This window comes from Burkholderia sp. ZZQ-2 (assembly GCF_050768715.1).
Taxonomy (GTDB): Bacteria; Pseudomonadota; Gammaproteobacteria; order Burkholderiales; family Burkholderiaceae; genus Burkholderia; species Burkholderia cepacia.
Genome location: NZ_LDVA01000362.1, coordinates 15,525 through 31,262, shown reverse-complemented (window position 1 = coordinate 31,262; position 15,738 = coordinate 15,525). Strand labels below are relative to the sequence as shown.

The following is a 15,738-nucleotide window of genomic DNA, read 5'->3' as shown; positions in this document are numbered from 1 at the left end:
AATACTATAGGCGATATATCAAAAACAATGCCAGAATGCGCGCCGCTCCGAACGTCGCGACATCCGATCGCCGTCCGAGCCGCATCAGGAGGTTCCCCCCAATGAAAAACCACGGCCTGTCACGGCGGGGTTTTCTGAAAGCCAGCGTGCTGGCGGGCGTCGCAGTGTATGTCGCGCCCCTGGGCAGCCGCGCGTTCGCGGCGCTCTTCGAAGAAAAACTCCTCACCCCCGTCAAATGGGATAGCGTCACCGGCATCCCCCAATTCCGCATCGACGGCATCGCGAAGGTCACGGGCTCGAAAGTGTTCGCCCGTGACGTGCGCGCAGCCGACATGCCGCACTGGCCGCAGCAGCAGTCTCATGCGCTGATCCTGCGCGTCACGCAGGCCGACCGCACGTACGAAGGCTTCGACCTTTCGCTGCTGGGCGACGAACTGAAACCGGACCGCGTGGTCACGGCCGACGATCTCGTGCGCGACGGCGTCGCGTTTCCGGCGTTCTACGGCGACGACATGCTGCTGCCCGCCGGCAAGACGCCCGCGTATCTCGGCCATGCGGTCGCGATCCTCATCTACCACGACTTCGCGCGCTTCCGCTTCGCGAAGAACGCGCTCAAGTTCCGCGACGACGTGATCCGCTACGGCGCGGTCACGGGCCCGCTCGAGCGCGATCCGTGGGGCACCTTCCGCTACGTGCGCGTGGGCGGCAAGACGGCCTACGACGATGATGTCTATTCGAGCCTGAAGGACGCGCCGATCTTTCCGAGCATGATGCGCAAGCACCTGCCGGTGTGGCCGGACGGCAAGGAGCACGGCAAGCTCGACGAGCAGGGCATGTTCCTGGCTGGGCAGATCGCGAGCGAGCTCGACCATCCGTCGGCCGACTGGCTCGTGTTCGACCGCGAGTACAACACGCAGTCGGTCGACACCGCCGCGCTCGAACCGGACAACGCGAACTGCTGGTACGACGCCGCGACGCAGTCGCTGCACCTGGTCGTGCCGACCCAGTCGCCGCTCGAAGTGGCGGAGAACGCGGCCGCGATGGTCGCGAAGTGCCGCTTCCCGGTGAAGAAGCTGTTCGTGCATCCGTGCTACACGGTCGGCTACGGCTCGAAGGATCACTTCAACGTGCCGTTCTACGGCCTCGTCTGCGCGCTGTACGCGGACGGCCGCCCGGTGCGTTTCGCGAACGACCGCTACGAACAGTTCCAGACGTCGCTGAAGCGTCACGCGTTCAAGATGCATTACCGGATCGCGGTGGACCGCAACACCGGCCTGCTGCAGTCGTTCAAGGGCGACTTCGAGGCGAACGGCGGCGGGCGCTCGAACTTCTCGCCGTCGGTCGCGATGGTCGGCGCGACGGCCGCGCAATCGATCTACTACTTCCCGAAGAGCGACCTGGCCGCGGTCGCGATCGCGTCGCGCGCGATCGACGCGGGTTCCGCGCGCGGCTACGGCACGCTGCAGAGCATGGCGGCGACCGAGATGGCGGTCGACGAGATCGCCGCGCAGCTGAACATCGACCCGATCGATTTCCGCCTGCGCAACGCGCTGCGTTCGGGGATGAAGAACACGCAAGGGGCGATTCCCGCCGGCGCGCTGCGCGTCGACGAGGTGCTCGAACGCTCGAAGCAGCATCCGCTGTGGACGCGCCGCGCCGCGCGCAAGGCCGAATACGAGGCGGCGAACCCGGGCAAGCGCTACGGCGTCGGCTTCGCGTGCGTGCAGAAGGACTTCGGCACGGGCGCGGAAGCGTCGTTCGCGAAGGTCGAATTCGACGAGAACGGCAAGGTGTCGCTGCGCCACACGGCTGCCGAGATTGGCACCGGGATGTCGACGTCGCAGGCTGTGGCCGTCGTGAAGTGGCTCGGCCGTCCGGCGACGGACGTGCAGGTCGCCGTGACCGAATGGCCGGACCTGCCGGTCGAGACCAGCGGCGATCCGTACATCATGTCGCAGGCCGACCAGGATCGCCTGAGCGCGAATCCGCGCTGGTCGCCGAGCTATGCGTCGCCGTCGAGCGCGACGAACTCCGCGTACTACTTCACGCACAGCACGCGCGAAGCCGCGCGCGCGGTGTTCCGCTACGGCCTGTGGCCGGCGGCGATGTCGATCTGGACGCGCGGCCTCGGCGGCGGCCAGGCCGCGCCGTACACGATCCGCATCGAGGACGCGCGCTGGGTCGACGGCAAGCTGACCGCCGACGGCCTCGAGCCGCTGTCGTTCGAACAGCTCGCGAAGCAGGCGCATGCGCTCGGCCTGCCGACCGGCGCCGTCGTGCACGTGTTCAACCGCTGGCAGTGGACCGACGCCGAGTTCGAAGTGGGCGGCGTGGTCGATCGTTTGCCGATCGACGGGCTGTCGCTGCGCGTCGGCGCACCGAAGACGGGCGACAACGGCCCGGTGCCCGGCACCGCCGCGCCTGCCGGCGCGACCGCGATGCGCGGCACGCTGGCGCCGACCGCGAACGGCTACCGCGTGCTGGACCGCAAGCGCGTGTTCATCCCGCCGACGAGCCGCAACAACGCGGCCGTCACGTACTACACGGCGGTCGGCACGCTGGTCGAGCTGGCCGTGCATGAAGCGACCGGCAAGGTCGAGCTGCTCACGCATCACTCGATCATGGAATGCGGCAACCAGATTTCGCCGCAGCTCGTGTCGGGCCAGTTGCAGGGCGGTCTCGCGATGGGTATCGGCCACGCGTTGCACGAATACCTGCCGCTGTATGAAGACGGCCCCGGCAACGGCACGTGGAACTTCAACCGCTACCAGCTGCCGCGCGCGTCCGACGTCGCCGTCTGGACGCAGACGGGCGACGTGCTGCCGCCGCTGTCCGAGACCGATCCGCCGAAGGGTGTCGCCGAAGTGGTGATGATCCCCGTCGTCGGCGCGATCGTGAACGGCATCGCGCACGCGATCGGCCATCGTTTCACCGACCTGCCGGTGACCCCGCAAAAGATTCAGGAGGTGCTCGCATGACGACCGCCCAAACCGCGGCTTCGGCCGCGAGCGCCAGCGCCGCTGCGACCGGCGCTTCCGCACCGGCCCAGGCTTCGGCTGTACCGGCTTCGGCACCGGCCTCGGCCCCGGCTGTGCCGGCACCGGCATCGGCCGCCGTCGAGCGTCCGCTCGTCCGGTTCCAGTCGAAACCGCTGTCGATCAACATCAACGGCAAGTCCGTCGGCCCGATGCAGGTGCCGGAAGGGCTGATGATGATCGAGTTCCTGCACGAATACGCGGGCCTCACCGGGTCGCGGCTCGGTTGCGGGCAGGGCATCTGCCACGCATGCGTCGTGATCGTCGACAAGCCGGACGGCACGAGCGAGGAAATGCGCACCTGCATCACCGGCGCGCATTTCTTCCACGGCCGCACGATCCGCACGATCGAAGGCCACGCGAAGCGCAACGAAGCGGGCGAAGTGGTCGAGCTGTCGCCGATCCAGCAGAAGTTCCTCGAGCACTTCAGCTTCCAGTGCGGCTATTGCACGCCGGGTTTCGTCAACGCGGCGACGGTGCTGATCGAACGCTTGAAGCGCGAGCCGGTTGCGAAGGCCGACGTCGAGCGCACGATCACCGAGGCGCTCGATGCGCACCTCTGCCGCTGCACGGGCTATGTCCGCTACTACGAAGCCGTCAAGGACGTGGTGCTGACGACGCCGGGACTCGTGAAGGACGCCGCATGAAACGCACATTCGCTCATCGTGTCGCGCGGGCTGCGGGCCTTCCCGTGCTCGCGGCGGCTTGCGCGCTGCTGCTCGCCGCATGCGGCGGCCACGACGCACCGGCCTCGAACGCCGCTTCCGGCGCGCCCGGTGCCGACCCGGTCGCGCGCGGCCGCTATCTCGTCAAGGCCGCCGACTGCGCGGCCTGCCACACCGCGAAGGACGGCGCGCCGTTCGCCGGCGGCGCGCCCCTCGAATCGCCGTTCGGCACGTTCTACGGCTCGAACATCACGCCGGACAAGGATCACGGGATCGGCAACTGGAGCGCCGACGATTTCTACGCCGCGCTGCATGACGGCAAGGCGCCGGGCAAGCGCCTGTATCCGTCGATGCCGTACACGTCGTACCGGCAGCTCACGCGTGCCGATTCCGACGCGATGTACGCGTACCTGAAGACCGTCAGGCCGGTCGCGCAGGAAAACCGCGAGCACGAGCTGAAGTTCCCGTACAACCTGCGTTTCGGGATGGTCTTCTGGGACATGGTGTTCCTGAAGGACAGCCTGCCCGATGCATCGACCGGCCAGTCTGCCGACTGGCAGCGCGGCCGCTATCTGGCGGGTGCGCTCGGCCACTGCGCGGAATGCCACACGCCGCGCGCGTTCACGGGCCAGCTCGACAGCGCGAAGCCGTTCGCGGGCGCGGCGCTCGGCCGCGTGGCCGCGCCCGACATCACGCCGGCCGGCCTTGCCGCGCGCGGCTGGACGGGCGCCGACCTGCAGACGTTCTTCGGCGTCGGCATCGCGCCGCAAGGCTCGGCATTCGGCGAGATGTACCCGGTCGTGCACCTGAGCACGCAGTACATGACGAAGGACGACCTGCGTGCGCTGTCCGTGTACCTGCTGGGCGACACGCCGCCCGCGCCGCAACCGGTGAAGCCGGTGTCGGCCGACGCCGCGCAGCTCGCGGCCGGCCGCTCGGTGTATCTCGCGGTCTGCGCGGGGTGTCACGGCTTCAACGGCGAAGGCAAGCCGCACGTGGCGGTGCCGATGAACGGCAATTCGACGGTGCGCCAGGGCGACCCGCGCAACCTGCTGGTCGCGATGCTCGACGGCATCGGCGAGCAGAAGTTCGCCGGGTTCGAGAACCTGCAGCCGATGCCCGGTTTCGCGCACACGCTGAGCGACGACGAACTCGCGCAGCTCGCGAACTACCTGCGTGCGACGTGGGGCGGCCAGCCGGCGAGCGTCACGCCGGCCGACGTGAAGGCCATGCGTTAAGTCGTGTCGCCGGGCGGGGCGTCGCGCGCGATTCAGCCGGTTTCCGGTGCTCGTGCGCGACGCGTCGCCCGACTGCTCGCAGCGGTTCTTCAGTAGCCGCTGCCTCCTCCGCCACCGCCCGTACCTCCCGCGCCACTGCCGCCGTACCGGCTCATGCCCGGCCCTTGCGGCGCGCCGCCACCCGACGTACAGCCTGCCGACAGCACGAGCACCAGCGCCGCGACCAGCGCCGCGGCCAACGTTGCGGATCTCATTTCCACCTCCTTGCAACGCGCAGGCCGCGGGAAAGGCCGGTTCGCATGAACCGTGCGTCTGCGCGCTGAAGAAACGTTTCGGGCGGGCCGTTTATTCCATGCCTTTTGCGGATCGTCGAATGCGAGGGGGGCGGATCGGTGTCGTCGCACGGCGTGTTGATACACTGCGGCACGCCGCCATTCCGGTTCCGACCACGAAAAACATGAGTGCCGCCGCTGAACGTCCGTCGTCGCGTCCGTTTCGTCCCGCCGTGCTCGGTTGCGTGTCGTTTGCCGTCGGCGGCCCGCTGGTCGCATCGCTCGTTTGGCCGGCCGTGATGTTGGTCGGGTGGTCGTTGATCGACGGCCCGTCGTGGGAGGAACTGAAAGTCAGCGCCGGCATGGTTCCGCTGATCTTCTTCGCGTCGTTCCTGTTCGGCTATTTCCTGCCGGCGGCCGTGACCGGCGGCATCATGGGCGCAATCGGCACGCGGCTCCGGCGGCGCTGGTTCGTGCTGCTGGGGATGGTCGTCGGCGCCGGCGCGATGATCGGTTTCGTCGAACTCGAGGGTTACCTGATGAAAATCGACCAGTTCAGCGACATCGACGCGATCGCCACGCTCGATGCGATCGTGACGTCGGCCGTGATGTCGCACTGGCTGCATCGCCGGCTCGATCGCCGGCGTTGAGCACGAAGCGTTGCGCGATCGGCCGCCTTCACGTCGATCGCGTGCAGGCGGCGGGCAAGGGCGGCGCCGCGCGGCCGCTTGCGCGGCCAGCGGGCTACCATGCCGTTCCTGAAGCGAATGCCGCCGTCACGGCGGCCCGGGATCAACGGTAGACGAGATCCGCGCGGCGATTCTGTGCCCACGAATCCTCGTCGTGGCCGAGCGCGACCGGCTTTTCCTTGCCGAGGCTGACCGCCTCGAGTTGCGTGGCTTGCACACCGAGCGTTTCGAGCGCGCTCAGCACGGCCTGCGAACGGCGTTGGCCGAGCGCGAGGTTGTATTCGGACGTGCCGCGTTCGTCGGTGTTGCCCTGGATCAGCACGTGCCGCGCCGGATGGCTGCGCAGGTAGTCGGCGTGTGCCTGCAGCAGCGACTGGTATTCGGGCTTGACGGAGTACTGGTCGAAATCGAAGTAGATGCTGCGCTTCGCGAGCGGGCTGTTCGGATTGTTGAGCTCGTCGGCCGTCACCGTTGCGACGGCTTCGCTCGAGGGCGCGGGCTCCATGCCGGCATTCTCGGGTGTCTTGGCCGCATGGTGGCAACCGGCCAGCAGTACGACGGTTGTCAGGACCGCAAATCGGTTCGTTTTGCTCATCGTTCGTCTCCAGCGGTTGACTGCATTGAACGCGTGGGGCGTGCGATCGGCACGCCCGTATCCGGCCGAACGGCGCGAAAGATCCGGCATCTACGACGTGAATCGTGTTCGTAAGCCGGTGGTGCGCCATATGAAAGAGTGTTGCGGCCGGAACGCCAAATTTCGGCGTCGCTGCAAACAGATTAGGAAAAATGTCACAGCGTGACCAGTTTCTCCGCATTTATTTGCGTCGACGCCACAGACCGGGCGGCATTCGTGCCGTCACGCGGCGCGATGCCGTTGCGCAAAGGCCGCGCACGGGCACGGCCTTTGCGGCTCGGAGCATGACGCTCGAGCGGTGCCGAAACGCATGCCTTGCGCGGATGGCGTAGCGACGCCGTGCTTCGTCTTCAGAACTTGTGCCGCAGCCCCAGTGCGACGACGACCTGGTTGCTGTTCGCCGACGGCGTCAGCGTCCAGACGGTCGCGTTGAACGCGGGGTTGCCGTTGCCGCCGCTCACGCTCTGGTAGACCCCCTCGAGATACGCGTCCGTGCGCTTCGATAGCGCATAGTCGGCTTGCGCGACGACCTGGTTCCATTTGGGGCGCGTCTGGCCGGTGCGCGTGTCGAAGCGGCCCATCGTGTACGTGTACGCGGCCGAGAGGCTCAACGCACGCGTGACGGCGAAGCGCCCGTCGACCGAGAAGTTGTCGAACACCAGCGATTCCCCCTTCAACGGCGCGATGCCGCTGCCCTGGAGCACGCCCGTCACGCCGTCGGTGGTCGAGTGCGACCACGCGGCGCCGACCGAATGCGGCCCGAACGCATAACGGCCGGCCGCGGCCCAGATCTGCTGGTTGCCGCCCGTGATCGTCGCCGAGCCGTCGACCGTGCTGAGCGCACCGTTCGGGTTCGGCGCATTGCGGTCGCGGCTGATCTTCAGGTAGCCGGCGCCGAGCTTCAGCGGCCCGTTCGCGTACGACACGCCCGCGCTCCATGCCGCGTTGTTGGCGAACTGGCCGGCCGTGTTCGAGAAGCCGTACATCGCGCCGAACCTCAGCCCGCGATACGTCGGGCTCGTGTACTTCACCGCCTGGTTGATGCGGAGGTTGCGGTTCGAATCGTCGTTGTCGTACGGATGAACCGCGAGGTTGCCGCCCCAGCCGGGGCCGGACGCGCCGAGCGGCGTCACGAAATCGAGGATCAGGTCGTACTGGCGGCCGAACGTGAGCTCGCCGGCCGTCTTCGAGCTCACGCCGACCCATGCCTGGCGGCCGAACATGTCGACGCCTTTCTGCGACAGCGCGCCGGTGGTGCCCGAGAAACCGTTCTCGAGCCCGAAGATCGCGGCCATCCCGCCGCCGAGATCCTCGCGGCCGCGCAAACCCCAGCGCGACGCGTTCAGGGCGCCGCTCGTCATCGCGACGGTGCCGCTGCCCGGCGAGCCGGCGCCGTGCGTGCGCTGGTTGGTCGCGTAGGTGATCGACGTGTCGATCAGGCCGTACAGCGTCACGCTGCTCTGCGCGTGTGCGCCGTCCGACGCGAAGGCGGTCAGGCAAGTGGCAACGGCGGTCCCCGCGAGTCGCGTGCTGGCGTGTTTATTCATCTTGTAGGAATGCAAAGAAGTTTTTTATCAATTTACCGGCGCGGTGGCCGGCGGATCGAGCGGCCATTATTGGAGATCGCGCGGCGGTCGATTAAGGCGTTGCACAGGAAAGGTCCTCTGCGAAATCGCGTGGAATCGCGGCGGGACGAAGGCGGGGAGGGTGCGGTTCGGCGGGAAACCCGTCGCCGGGTTTGCGATGCATTCGACGGTTCGACGGGAAGTCGGGTGATTCAGTTGACCATCGCGTGATCGTCCGTCGGGCGATGGCCGACGGGGAGCCTAGCGGCGGGCAACCGGCAGCGCGGCTTCGATGCCACCGCTGCGATACGCGGCACGAACGGCGACCGCCCTGGCTTCGAGTGCTTCCGGTGAGAGCCAGGGCCGCAAGCGGACCGCGACGCGCGGCAACGCGGCAAGCTGATCGCGCAGGCGCACGATCGACCGGCAGCCACGGAATGCCGACGACCCGGCGTCGGGGCCGCACGCGGCTTCCGCAAGCTCGGCCGCCCACTCGACGCCGCGGTGGCGCCTGACTTCGTCGAGGTGCGGCAGATGGCGCGCATCGCCCGATAACGCGATCAACAGCGCGGCCCAGTGCGCGCCGCGCCATCCAGCGTTCATGTCGGCCGTGAGGTCGGCCAGCAGCGTGTCGTCCAGCACGGACAGGCTTTGCCGGCACAGGTAGTGGAAGTCGAGCGGCTGGTAGCGGACCTGCGGGTAGTCGCGCAGCACATGGCCGAGTTCGGCGCCGGTCTCGACAGCAGCGGCCAGGAACCGTTCGGCCGGAGCCGGGCGGTTTAACTGCAGCGTCGGCACGCTCCGGTAGAGCCGGTAGATGTCGTCGGGGTGATAGTGCATCGCGAATGTCGGGGTGATCGACTGGCGCGCGCGGGGCGCCGTTCAGGTTGTCTGCTGATCGCCGGGCAGCAGCGCCGCATGACGCCGCTGCATTTCATCGGGCTCGACCGCTTCGATCGTGGGCCCGATCGGCCAATCGTAACCGAACGGGTCGCGAATCTTGCCGGAGCGCTCACGTCGCGTTGTCTACGATTCCCCCGTGGGGCGAAAGCGATCGCGGTATGCGCCGGGGCTGAGGCCGACCTTGTCCTTGAACAGTCGGCAGAACGAGCTGGTATCGCTGTATCCCACCTGGGCCGTAATCCGCTCGAGGCTGAGATCGCCGGCCTCCAGCAGGCCGCGCGCGGCTTCGATGCGCAGGTTCTGCAAATACCGCAATGGCGGCTGATTCAGCGCCGCGCGGAATCGGCGGATGATCGTGCGCTCGCTCACGCCGAGCTCATGCGCCATCTCCGACATCTTCACGTCCTTCGTCATGTGCTTCTGCAGCCAATACTGCGCGCGGTGAACCAGCGAGTCGGCGTGTTCCTTGTCTGCCAGCAACGGGAGATACGGCAATTGCTTCGTCTGGCTGACGTCGATCAGCATCGTCTTCGCGCACTGCGCGGCGATGGCCGCGCCGCAGAAGCGCTCGATGACATGGATGGTCTGCAGCAGGTAGGACGCCGATGCCCCGGCACAGATCAGGCGGTCGGCTTCGGTGACGACGGGTTCCAGCTGAAGGTCGACGCGGGGAAACCGGCTGCGGAACTGATCGGCCAGCCACCAAGTGGTCGTCGCGGGCCGTTCGTCCAGGAGGCCGGTTCTGGCCAGGACGAACGTGCCGGTGCAGTTCGCCGCAAGGTAGGCCCCCGCGTTCCATTGCGAAACCAGCCAGTCGCATGCGGCCGACTGTCGTGCCAGCAACCGGTCGAAGGCCTTGCCGCTTGCGTAATGCGCACTGGGAATGAAAACCAGGTCGAACTTCTCGCGCGGCCGGATCGGCTCCGTGTTCAGTTGCAAGCCGTTGCTCGCCATGACCGGCTTCCCCGTCGGAGAAACGAACCGCCATTCGAACTGCGCATTGCCATCGCCCCTTTGCCGCCGCCAGTGCGCGTTCGCGATCTGCAGGATGTCGGCGAACCCGCCCAGGCTGGAAGCGTAGCAATCGTCATACGCAAGAATGGCGGCGCGGGGCATGATGTGTCGGATATCGCATTCAATGTGTCAGTTTCGCCAATGTACGGCAGTTCGGCCCGCGAGGAAACTGGTCGTGTCAACCTGGCGCCGGTTGGCGGGCAGCGACAGAATCGCCATGCGGCCGGCAGCGCGCGGGAGGCGGCATCGTGTGCCGTCCGGGTCGCGAGAAGGCCAATGTGGCCGCCCCCGGGTACCGCCAGGCGTATTCGTTGCCCGGCAGCGTGGATTTCCGTCGGCGTTGCACCGTCGATTCAGCCGCGCAGTGACATGCGTCGGGGCCGCAACGCGTGCCCTGCATGCGAAGGCGCTTTCGTCTCAACCTGAACCGCAAACATCATGAAAACCAGGATCACCGAACTCTTCGGCATCGACTATCCGATCATCCAGGGCGGCATGCACCATGTCGGGTACGCGGAGCTGGCCGCAGCAGTCTCCAACGCCGGTGGACTCGGCATCATCACCGGCCTGACCCAGCGCTCGCCGGCCGATCTGGCCGCTGAAATCCGGCGTTGCCGCGAAATGTCCGACAAGCCGTTCGGCGTGAACCTCACGTTCCTGCCGACCGTCACGTCCCCCGACTATCCCGGCTATATCCGGGCCATCGTCGAAGGCGGGGTCAAGGTGGTCGAAACGGCCGGCAACAACCCGCAGCCCTACCTGGCCGCGCTCAAGGAAGCGGATATCAAGGTGATCCACAAGTGCACGTCGATTCGCCACGCGCTGAAGGCCGAGTCCATCGGCTGCGATGCGGTCAGCGTCGACGGATTCGAATGCGGCGGCCATCCGGGCGAGGACGACATTCCGAACTTCATTCTGCTGCCACGCGCCGCCGAGGAACTCAGGATTCCGTTCGTGGCCTCCGGCGGCATGGCGGACGGCCGGTCGCTGGTTGCGGCACTTTCGCTCGGCGCGGACGGCGTCAACATGGGAACGCGCTTCGTCGCCACCCGCGAGGCGCCGGTGCACGAGAACGTGAAGCAGGCGCTGGTCGCGGCCTCCGAACTCGATACGAGCCTGGTCATGCGCCCGTTGCGCAATACCGAGCGCGTGCTGCGCAATGCCGCGGTCGATCGCATTCTCGAAAAGGAAAGCAGGCTCGGCGCCGGCATCCGGTTCGACGATATCGCTGAAGAGGTCGCCGGCGTGTATCCGCGCATCATGAAGGAGGGCGCGCTCGACGCGGGCGCGTGGTCGTGCGGGCTGGTCGTCGGCCTGATCCGCGATATCCCGACCGTGAAGGAACTCGTCGAGCGCATCGTGAGCGAGGCGACGGAGATCATCCGCAGCCGCCTGGCACGTATCGCGGTTTGATCCGGATCGGCGACACGGGATGCCGCCGGCGCGATGCCGGCGAGGATTCGTGCGGGATGTGGTCGACGAGGGCCAACCGGGGGACCGCGGCGATGACCGAAAGCGTGCGGTTGGTGGCCACTGTATCGATGTAGAGTCTGTCGCGTCGTCGGTTCAAGTCGCCTCGCGGCGCGACCGGGCTCGGGCAACTATGTCCGCCGTGAACTGAATCACTTCACGACGGCCGGGTGCTCGTGTGTTCAATGACTTCCCGTTGTCGAATCGGGTAACCCGGGTTGCCTGATTCCGCTTTCCCCTCCGGCAGCGCCCCCCGAACATCATCCGGATTCCAGCCTGGCCGACGCCACCGCGTTGCGCCACGCGAGCCCGATGCGGTTTCTCCCGGGCTCGGCGCATCGCAAGCCGGCGCCCGCTCCGGCGATCGGCCCATGAGATGACAAATACCGTCATCGACGGATCGAGATCTTGCGCGCGGCGATATAATTCGCGCTCCGAGGGCCTTCGAGCCCGACCGCGAATACAAGACAAGAAGAAGCAGACATGGCTCCGTCTCAACCGCATGCATTGCAGCGACCGCCCGCTGAAGTCCTGTATGCCGATCAGCTCGCGCAGCTGAAGGCGCAGGATGGCGCCCAACCACGCCCGCCGGGCTGGCAACTGAGTCTGACGGCCGCCCGCGCATTCATTGCCGGCGATCGCTCGCTCGGCATCGCGCCGAAGGTGGTCGCGCCGATCGCGAGCATCGAGCGCATGCTCGTCACGCTCGCCACCGGGCGCGGGCTGATGCTGGTCGGCGAGCCGGGCACCGCGAAATCGATGCTGTCCGAGCTGCTGGCGGCCGCGATCAGCGGCACGTCGACGCTGACGATCCAGGGCGGCGCATCGATCACCGAAGACCAGATCAAGTACGGCTGGAACTACGCGTTGCTGATCAACGAAGGGCCGAGCCCGCGCGCGCTCGTGCCCGCGCCGCTGTACCAGGGCATGCACGACGGCCGGATCGTGCGCTTCGAGGAAATCACGCGCGCGCCGCTGGAAGTGCAGGACTGCCTGCTCGGCATGCTGTCGGATCGCGTGATGGCCGTGCCCGAACTGCACGGCGAACACGGGATGCTGTACGCGCGCGAGGGCTTCAACATCATCGCGACCGCGAACACGCGCGACCGTGGCGTGAACGAGATGAGCGCGGCGCTCAAGCGGCGCTTCGATTTCGAAACCGTGTTTCCGATTCTCGACTTCGACAGCGAACTCGCGCTCGTGCGCGAAGCCAGCGCGCGCCTGCTGGCCGGCAGCGGCATTCCGGCGGCCGTGCCGCAGCCGGTGCTGGAACTGCTGGTCACCACGTTTCGCGATTTGCGCGGCGGGGCCGGCGATGCGGCGGGCAGCGACGGCGCGATGGACCGGCTGACGGCGGTGATGTCGACAGCCGAAGCGGTGAACGTCGCGCATGCGGTCGGCGTGCGCGCATGGTTTCTCGAGCAGCGCGAAGGGTCGCCGCAGGATCTCGTCGACTGCATCGCCGGCACCGTGGTCAAGGACAACGCCGACGACCGCGCGAAGCTGCGCCGCTATTTCGAACAGAAGGCCGCCCGGCGCGAAGGGGCGCACTGGCGCGCGTACTACGCGGCACGCCACCGTCTGCCGTGACGCGCGACATGAGTACGACCGATCGCGGCGGCATGCGCGGGCCGGGACGTCGTGCGCCCGATGCGCATCGCGTGCACGGCGACAAGGGTAGGTCGGGCGGCGTCTCGTCCGGCGCCCCCGCACGCATCGTCTTCGACTGACAGGCGCCGCATGCAGACCGTGACGCCCGGCCAGCCGCACATCGTCGGCATCCGCCATCACAGCCCCGCGTGCGCGCGGCTGGTGGCCGAGCGCATCCGCGCCCGGCGGCCGCGCTACGTGCTGATCGAAGGGCCGGCCGACTTCAACGGCCGGCTCGACGAACTGTATCGTCCGCACCGCCTGCCGATCGCGATCTACAGCTATCTGTCCGGCGATACCGCGCATTACGGCTCGTGGACCCCGTTCGCCGAGCATTCGCCGGAATGGCAGGCATTGCAGGCGGGGCGCGAAGTCGGCGCGACGGTTCGGTTCATCGACCTGCCCGCGTGGCACGCGGCGTTCTCGCGGCTCGAGAACCGCTATGCCGATGTCGCGGACGCCGAACACGAGGCCCGCGCCGACGCATACGAGCGCGCGCTGGCGGACACGCTCGCGGTGCAAGGCCGCGATGCGCTGTGGGATCACCTGTTCGAGGACGTCGGCGATACGCCGGACGCGCTGGACGAACTCGCGGCGCGCCTGTCGACCTACTTCTCGCATCTGCGCGCCGACGATCCGGGCTCGCTCGGCAACCAGGCACGCGAACGGATGATGGCGCGCTGGATCGCGTGGGCCGTCGCCGAAGCCGACGGGCAGGCGGACGACGTGCTGGTCGTCTGCGGCGGCTATCACGCGCCGGCACTGGCGACACTCTGGCGCACGCAGCCGGTTGCGTTGCCCGATACGCCCGAACCCGGCGCGATCGACGGCGATGCCGGTGCCGTGCCCGACGAACGGGACGCTGACGCCGGCGCGTGCGAGACGGATTCGACGACCGCCGACGCGGCCGCGCGCAGCGTCCGCTACGGTTCCTATCTCGTGCCTTACACGTTCAAGCGTCTCGACGCGTTCGCGGGCTACGCATCGGGGATGCCTTCGCCGGCTTATTACCAGTGGGTCTGGGCCCACGGCGCGGAAGCGGCGGCGCGGCGCGTGCTCGAGAACGTGATGCAGCGGCTGCGCGCACGCAAGCTGCCGGTATCGACGGCCGACCTGATTGCCGTGCACGTGCGGGCCGAAGGGCTGGCACGCCTGCGCGGCCACGCGAGGCCGTTGCGTTGCGACTGGCTCGACGCGCTGGCCGGCGCGCTGGTGAAGGAGGCGCTCGACGCGCCGCTGCCGTGGACCTATCGCGGGCCGCTGCGGGCCGGCACCGATCCGGTGCTGGTCGAGGCGATGGATGCGCTGGCGGGCGACGCCGCCGGCGAGCTCGCGCCCGGCACGCCGCAACCGCCGCTCGTCGCCGCGGTGCGCGACGAGCTGGCCGCGCTCGGCATCGTGCTGCACGGCACGCTGACGCTCGACCTGCTGACCGACCAGGGGCGCGCGCGCAGCCGGGTGCTGCACCGGCTGGCGCTGCTGCGCGTACCGGGCATCGTGCGCCGCCAGGGCGCACGGCTTGCGATGTCGGGCGAACGCGACGAAGTCTGGCAGCTCGGCGAGCCGCTCGAGCAGCAGGCGGCGCTGATCGAAGCCGGCGCGTGGGGCGCGACGCTGTCCGACGCGGCACGCGCGCGGCTCGAGGATGAATTGCGTGAGGCGGGCGGCCGCATCGCGCCGCTCGCGGATGGCCTGAACCGCGCCGCGTGGGCCGGGCTGGCAGCGCTGAGCACCGCGCTGCTGGACACGCTGCACGATGCGGTCGCGCGCGAGCAGCGCTTCGAGTCGCTCGCCCCGGCGCTCGGCAACCTGCATACGCTGCTGCGTCACGGCCATCTGCTCGGCATGAACGATGCACCGGTGCTGCGGATCGTCGTCGAGGCCGGGTTCGATCGCGCGCTCTGGTTGCTGGAGCCGGCCGCCGCGCTGCCGCCGGCCGATCTCGACGCCCACGTGCAGGGGCACGTCGCGCTGCGCCGGATCGTGGCCGACGTACTGGCCGGTGCCGACGGTGTCACCCACACGCCGCTCGCGCTCGAGCCGTTGCGCGCGCTGGCCGTCTGGCGGCGCAAGGCAGCCGATACGGCGGCGGCGCCCGCGAGTCGCGGCGCGGCGCTCGGGGCGCTGCTCGGCCTGGCGGGGCAGGCCGGCGTCGACGACGATCAACCCGTCGCCGGCATCGACGACGCGATGGCGCTGCTGCGGGCGATGCCGGCCGCCGCGCTCGGCGATGCGCTCGGCGGTTTGCTTGCGCTGGCGCGCGAGACGCTGGCGAGCGCACCGGCTTTCGTCGCGGGCATGGATGCGACCGTGCGCGCGCTCGACGACGCCGATTTCGTGCTCGCGTTGCCGGGCTTGCGCAGCGCATTCGCGTGGTTGCCGCCGCGGGAGCGCGGGCAGCTCGCGGACCAGGTGCTCGCGCTGCACGACGCGACGCACCTGTCACGCCGCGTGCTGACGGAGCGGCACGCGGACGATGCGTCGCCCGAGGAGGCCGCGCACGCCGCGCGCATCGAAGCGCAGGTGCTCGGCCGTCTGCGCCGCTGGGGGCTCGCGCCCGATCCGGAGGCGTCGTGAATTGCCGACCGACAGGCCGCCGCGCG

General features: G+C 68.5%; 13 protein-coding genes. 8 read left to right on the top strand and 5 right to left on the bottom strand.

The window, feature by feature from the left end:
• Positions 1-101 precede the first annotated feature (101 nt).
• The 3 genes from ABY44_RS36010 to ABY44_RS36000 are packed head-to-tail and all read left to right on the top strand — an operon-like array spanning position 102 to position 4,938.
• Positions 102-2,978, top strand: a complete 2,877-nt coding sequence (locus tag ABY44_RS36010) for a xanthine dehydrogenase family protein molybdopterin-binding subunit (RefSeq protein WP_060170813.1) — start codon at positions 102-104, stop codon at positions 2,976-2,978.
• A complete protein-coding gene (locus ABY44_RS36005; protein WP_060170815.1) occupies positions 2,975-3,682 on the top strand; it encodes a (2Fe-2S)-binding protein in 708 nt (235 codons plus the stop codon). Before ABY44_RS36010 ends, ABY44_RS36005 begins: the two co-directional genes overlap by 4 nt.
• On the top strand, positions 3,679-4,938 hold the full coding sequence (locus tag ABY44_RS36000; protein ID WP_060170818.1) for a cytochrome c: 1,260 nt from the start codon (positions 3,679-3,681) through the stop codon (positions 4,936-4,938). Before ABY44_RS36005 ends, ABY44_RS36000 begins: the two co-directional genes overlap by 4 nt.
• A gap of 89 nt (positions 4,939-5,027) precedes the next feature.
• On the opposite strand, the gene ABY44_RS35995 is transcribed toward ABY44_RS36000, so the two are convergent.
• Complete coding sequence (locus ABY44_RS35995; RefSeq protein ID WP_168799511.1) at positions 5,028-5,192, bottom strand: hypothetical protein; 165 nt, start codon at positions 5,190-5,192, stop codon at positions 5,028-5,030.
• Between the two features lie 203 nt (positions 5,193-5,395).
• Between ABY44_RS35995 and ABY44_RS35990 the strand changes: the two genes are divergently transcribed.
• On the top strand, positions 5,396-5,860 hold the full coding sequence (locus tag ABY44_RS35990) for a hypothetical protein (protein WP_060170820.1): 465 nt from the start codon (positions 5,396-5,398) through the stop codon (positions 5,858-5,860).
• A 142-nt stretch (positions 5,861-6,002) separates the two neighbouring features.
• On the opposite strand, the gene pal is transcribed toward ABY44_RS35990, so the two are convergent.
• The 4 genes from pal to ABY44_RS35970 form a co-directional block, all read right to left on the bottom strand.
• Positions 6,003-6,494, bottom strand: coding sequence for a peptidoglycan-associated lipoprotein Pal (gene pal, locus ABY44_RS35985; RefSeq protein ID WP_027791632.1), 492 nt, complete (start codon positions 6,492-6,494; stop codon positions 6,003-6,005).
• A gap of 389 nt (positions 6,495-6,883) precedes the next feature.
• A complete protein-coding gene (locus ABY44_RS35980) occupies positions 6,884-8,080 on the bottom strand; it encodes a porin (RefSeq protein ID WP_060170822.1) in 1,197 nt (398 codons plus the stop codon).
• 279 nt (positions 8,081-8,359) lie between these two features.
• Complete coding sequence (locus tag ABY44_RS35975; protein WP_060170824.1) at positions 8,360-8,938, bottom strand: hypothetical protein; 579 nt, start codon at positions 8,936-8,938, stop codon at positions 8,360-8,362.
• Positions 8,939-9,124: 186 nt separating this feature from the next.
• Positions 9,125-10,117: a GlxA family transcriptional regulator gene (locus ABY44_RS35970; RefSeq protein WP_027791629.1), complete on the bottom strand. Its 993-nt coding sequence runs from the start codon at positions 10,115-10,117 to the stop codon at positions 9,125-9,127.
• Between the two features lie 336 nt (positions 10,118-10,453).
• Between ABY44_RS35970 and ABY44_RS35965 the strand changes: the two genes are divergently transcribed.
• The 4 genes from ABY44_RS35965 (at position 10,454) to ABY44_RS35950 (ending at position 15,712) form a co-directional block, all read left to right on the top strand.
• On the top strand, positions 10,454-11,428 hold the full coding sequence (locus ABY44_RS35965) for an NAD(P)H-dependent flavin oxidoreductase (RefSeq protein WP_431643536.1): 975 nt from the start codon (positions 10,454-10,456) through the stop codon (positions 11,426-11,428).
• Positions 11,429-11,968: 540 nt separating this feature from the next.
• Positions 11,969-13,075 (top strand): ATP-binding protein, encoded by a 1,107-nt coding sequence (locus tag ABY44_RS35960; protein ID WP_021158777.1) that lies wholly within the window; start codon positions 11,969-11,971, stop codon positions 13,073-13,075.
• 8 nt (positions 13,076-13,083) lie between these two features.
• Complete coding sequence (locus tag ABY44_RS35955) at positions 13,084-13,215, top strand: hypothetical protein (RefSeq protein WP_269113162.1); 132 nt, start codon at positions 13,084-13,086, stop codon at positions 13,213-13,215.
• Positions 13,216-13,225: 10 nt separating this feature from the next.
• Positions 13,226-15,712 carry a DUF5682 family protein gene (locus ABY44_RS35950; protein WP_060170828.1) on the top strand — a complete coding sequence of 829 codons (2,487 nt, stop codon included), beginning with the start codon at positions 13,226-13,228 and terminating at the stop codon, positions 15,710-15,712.
• The last annotated feature ends 26 nt before the right edge of the window (positions 15,713-15,738 follow it).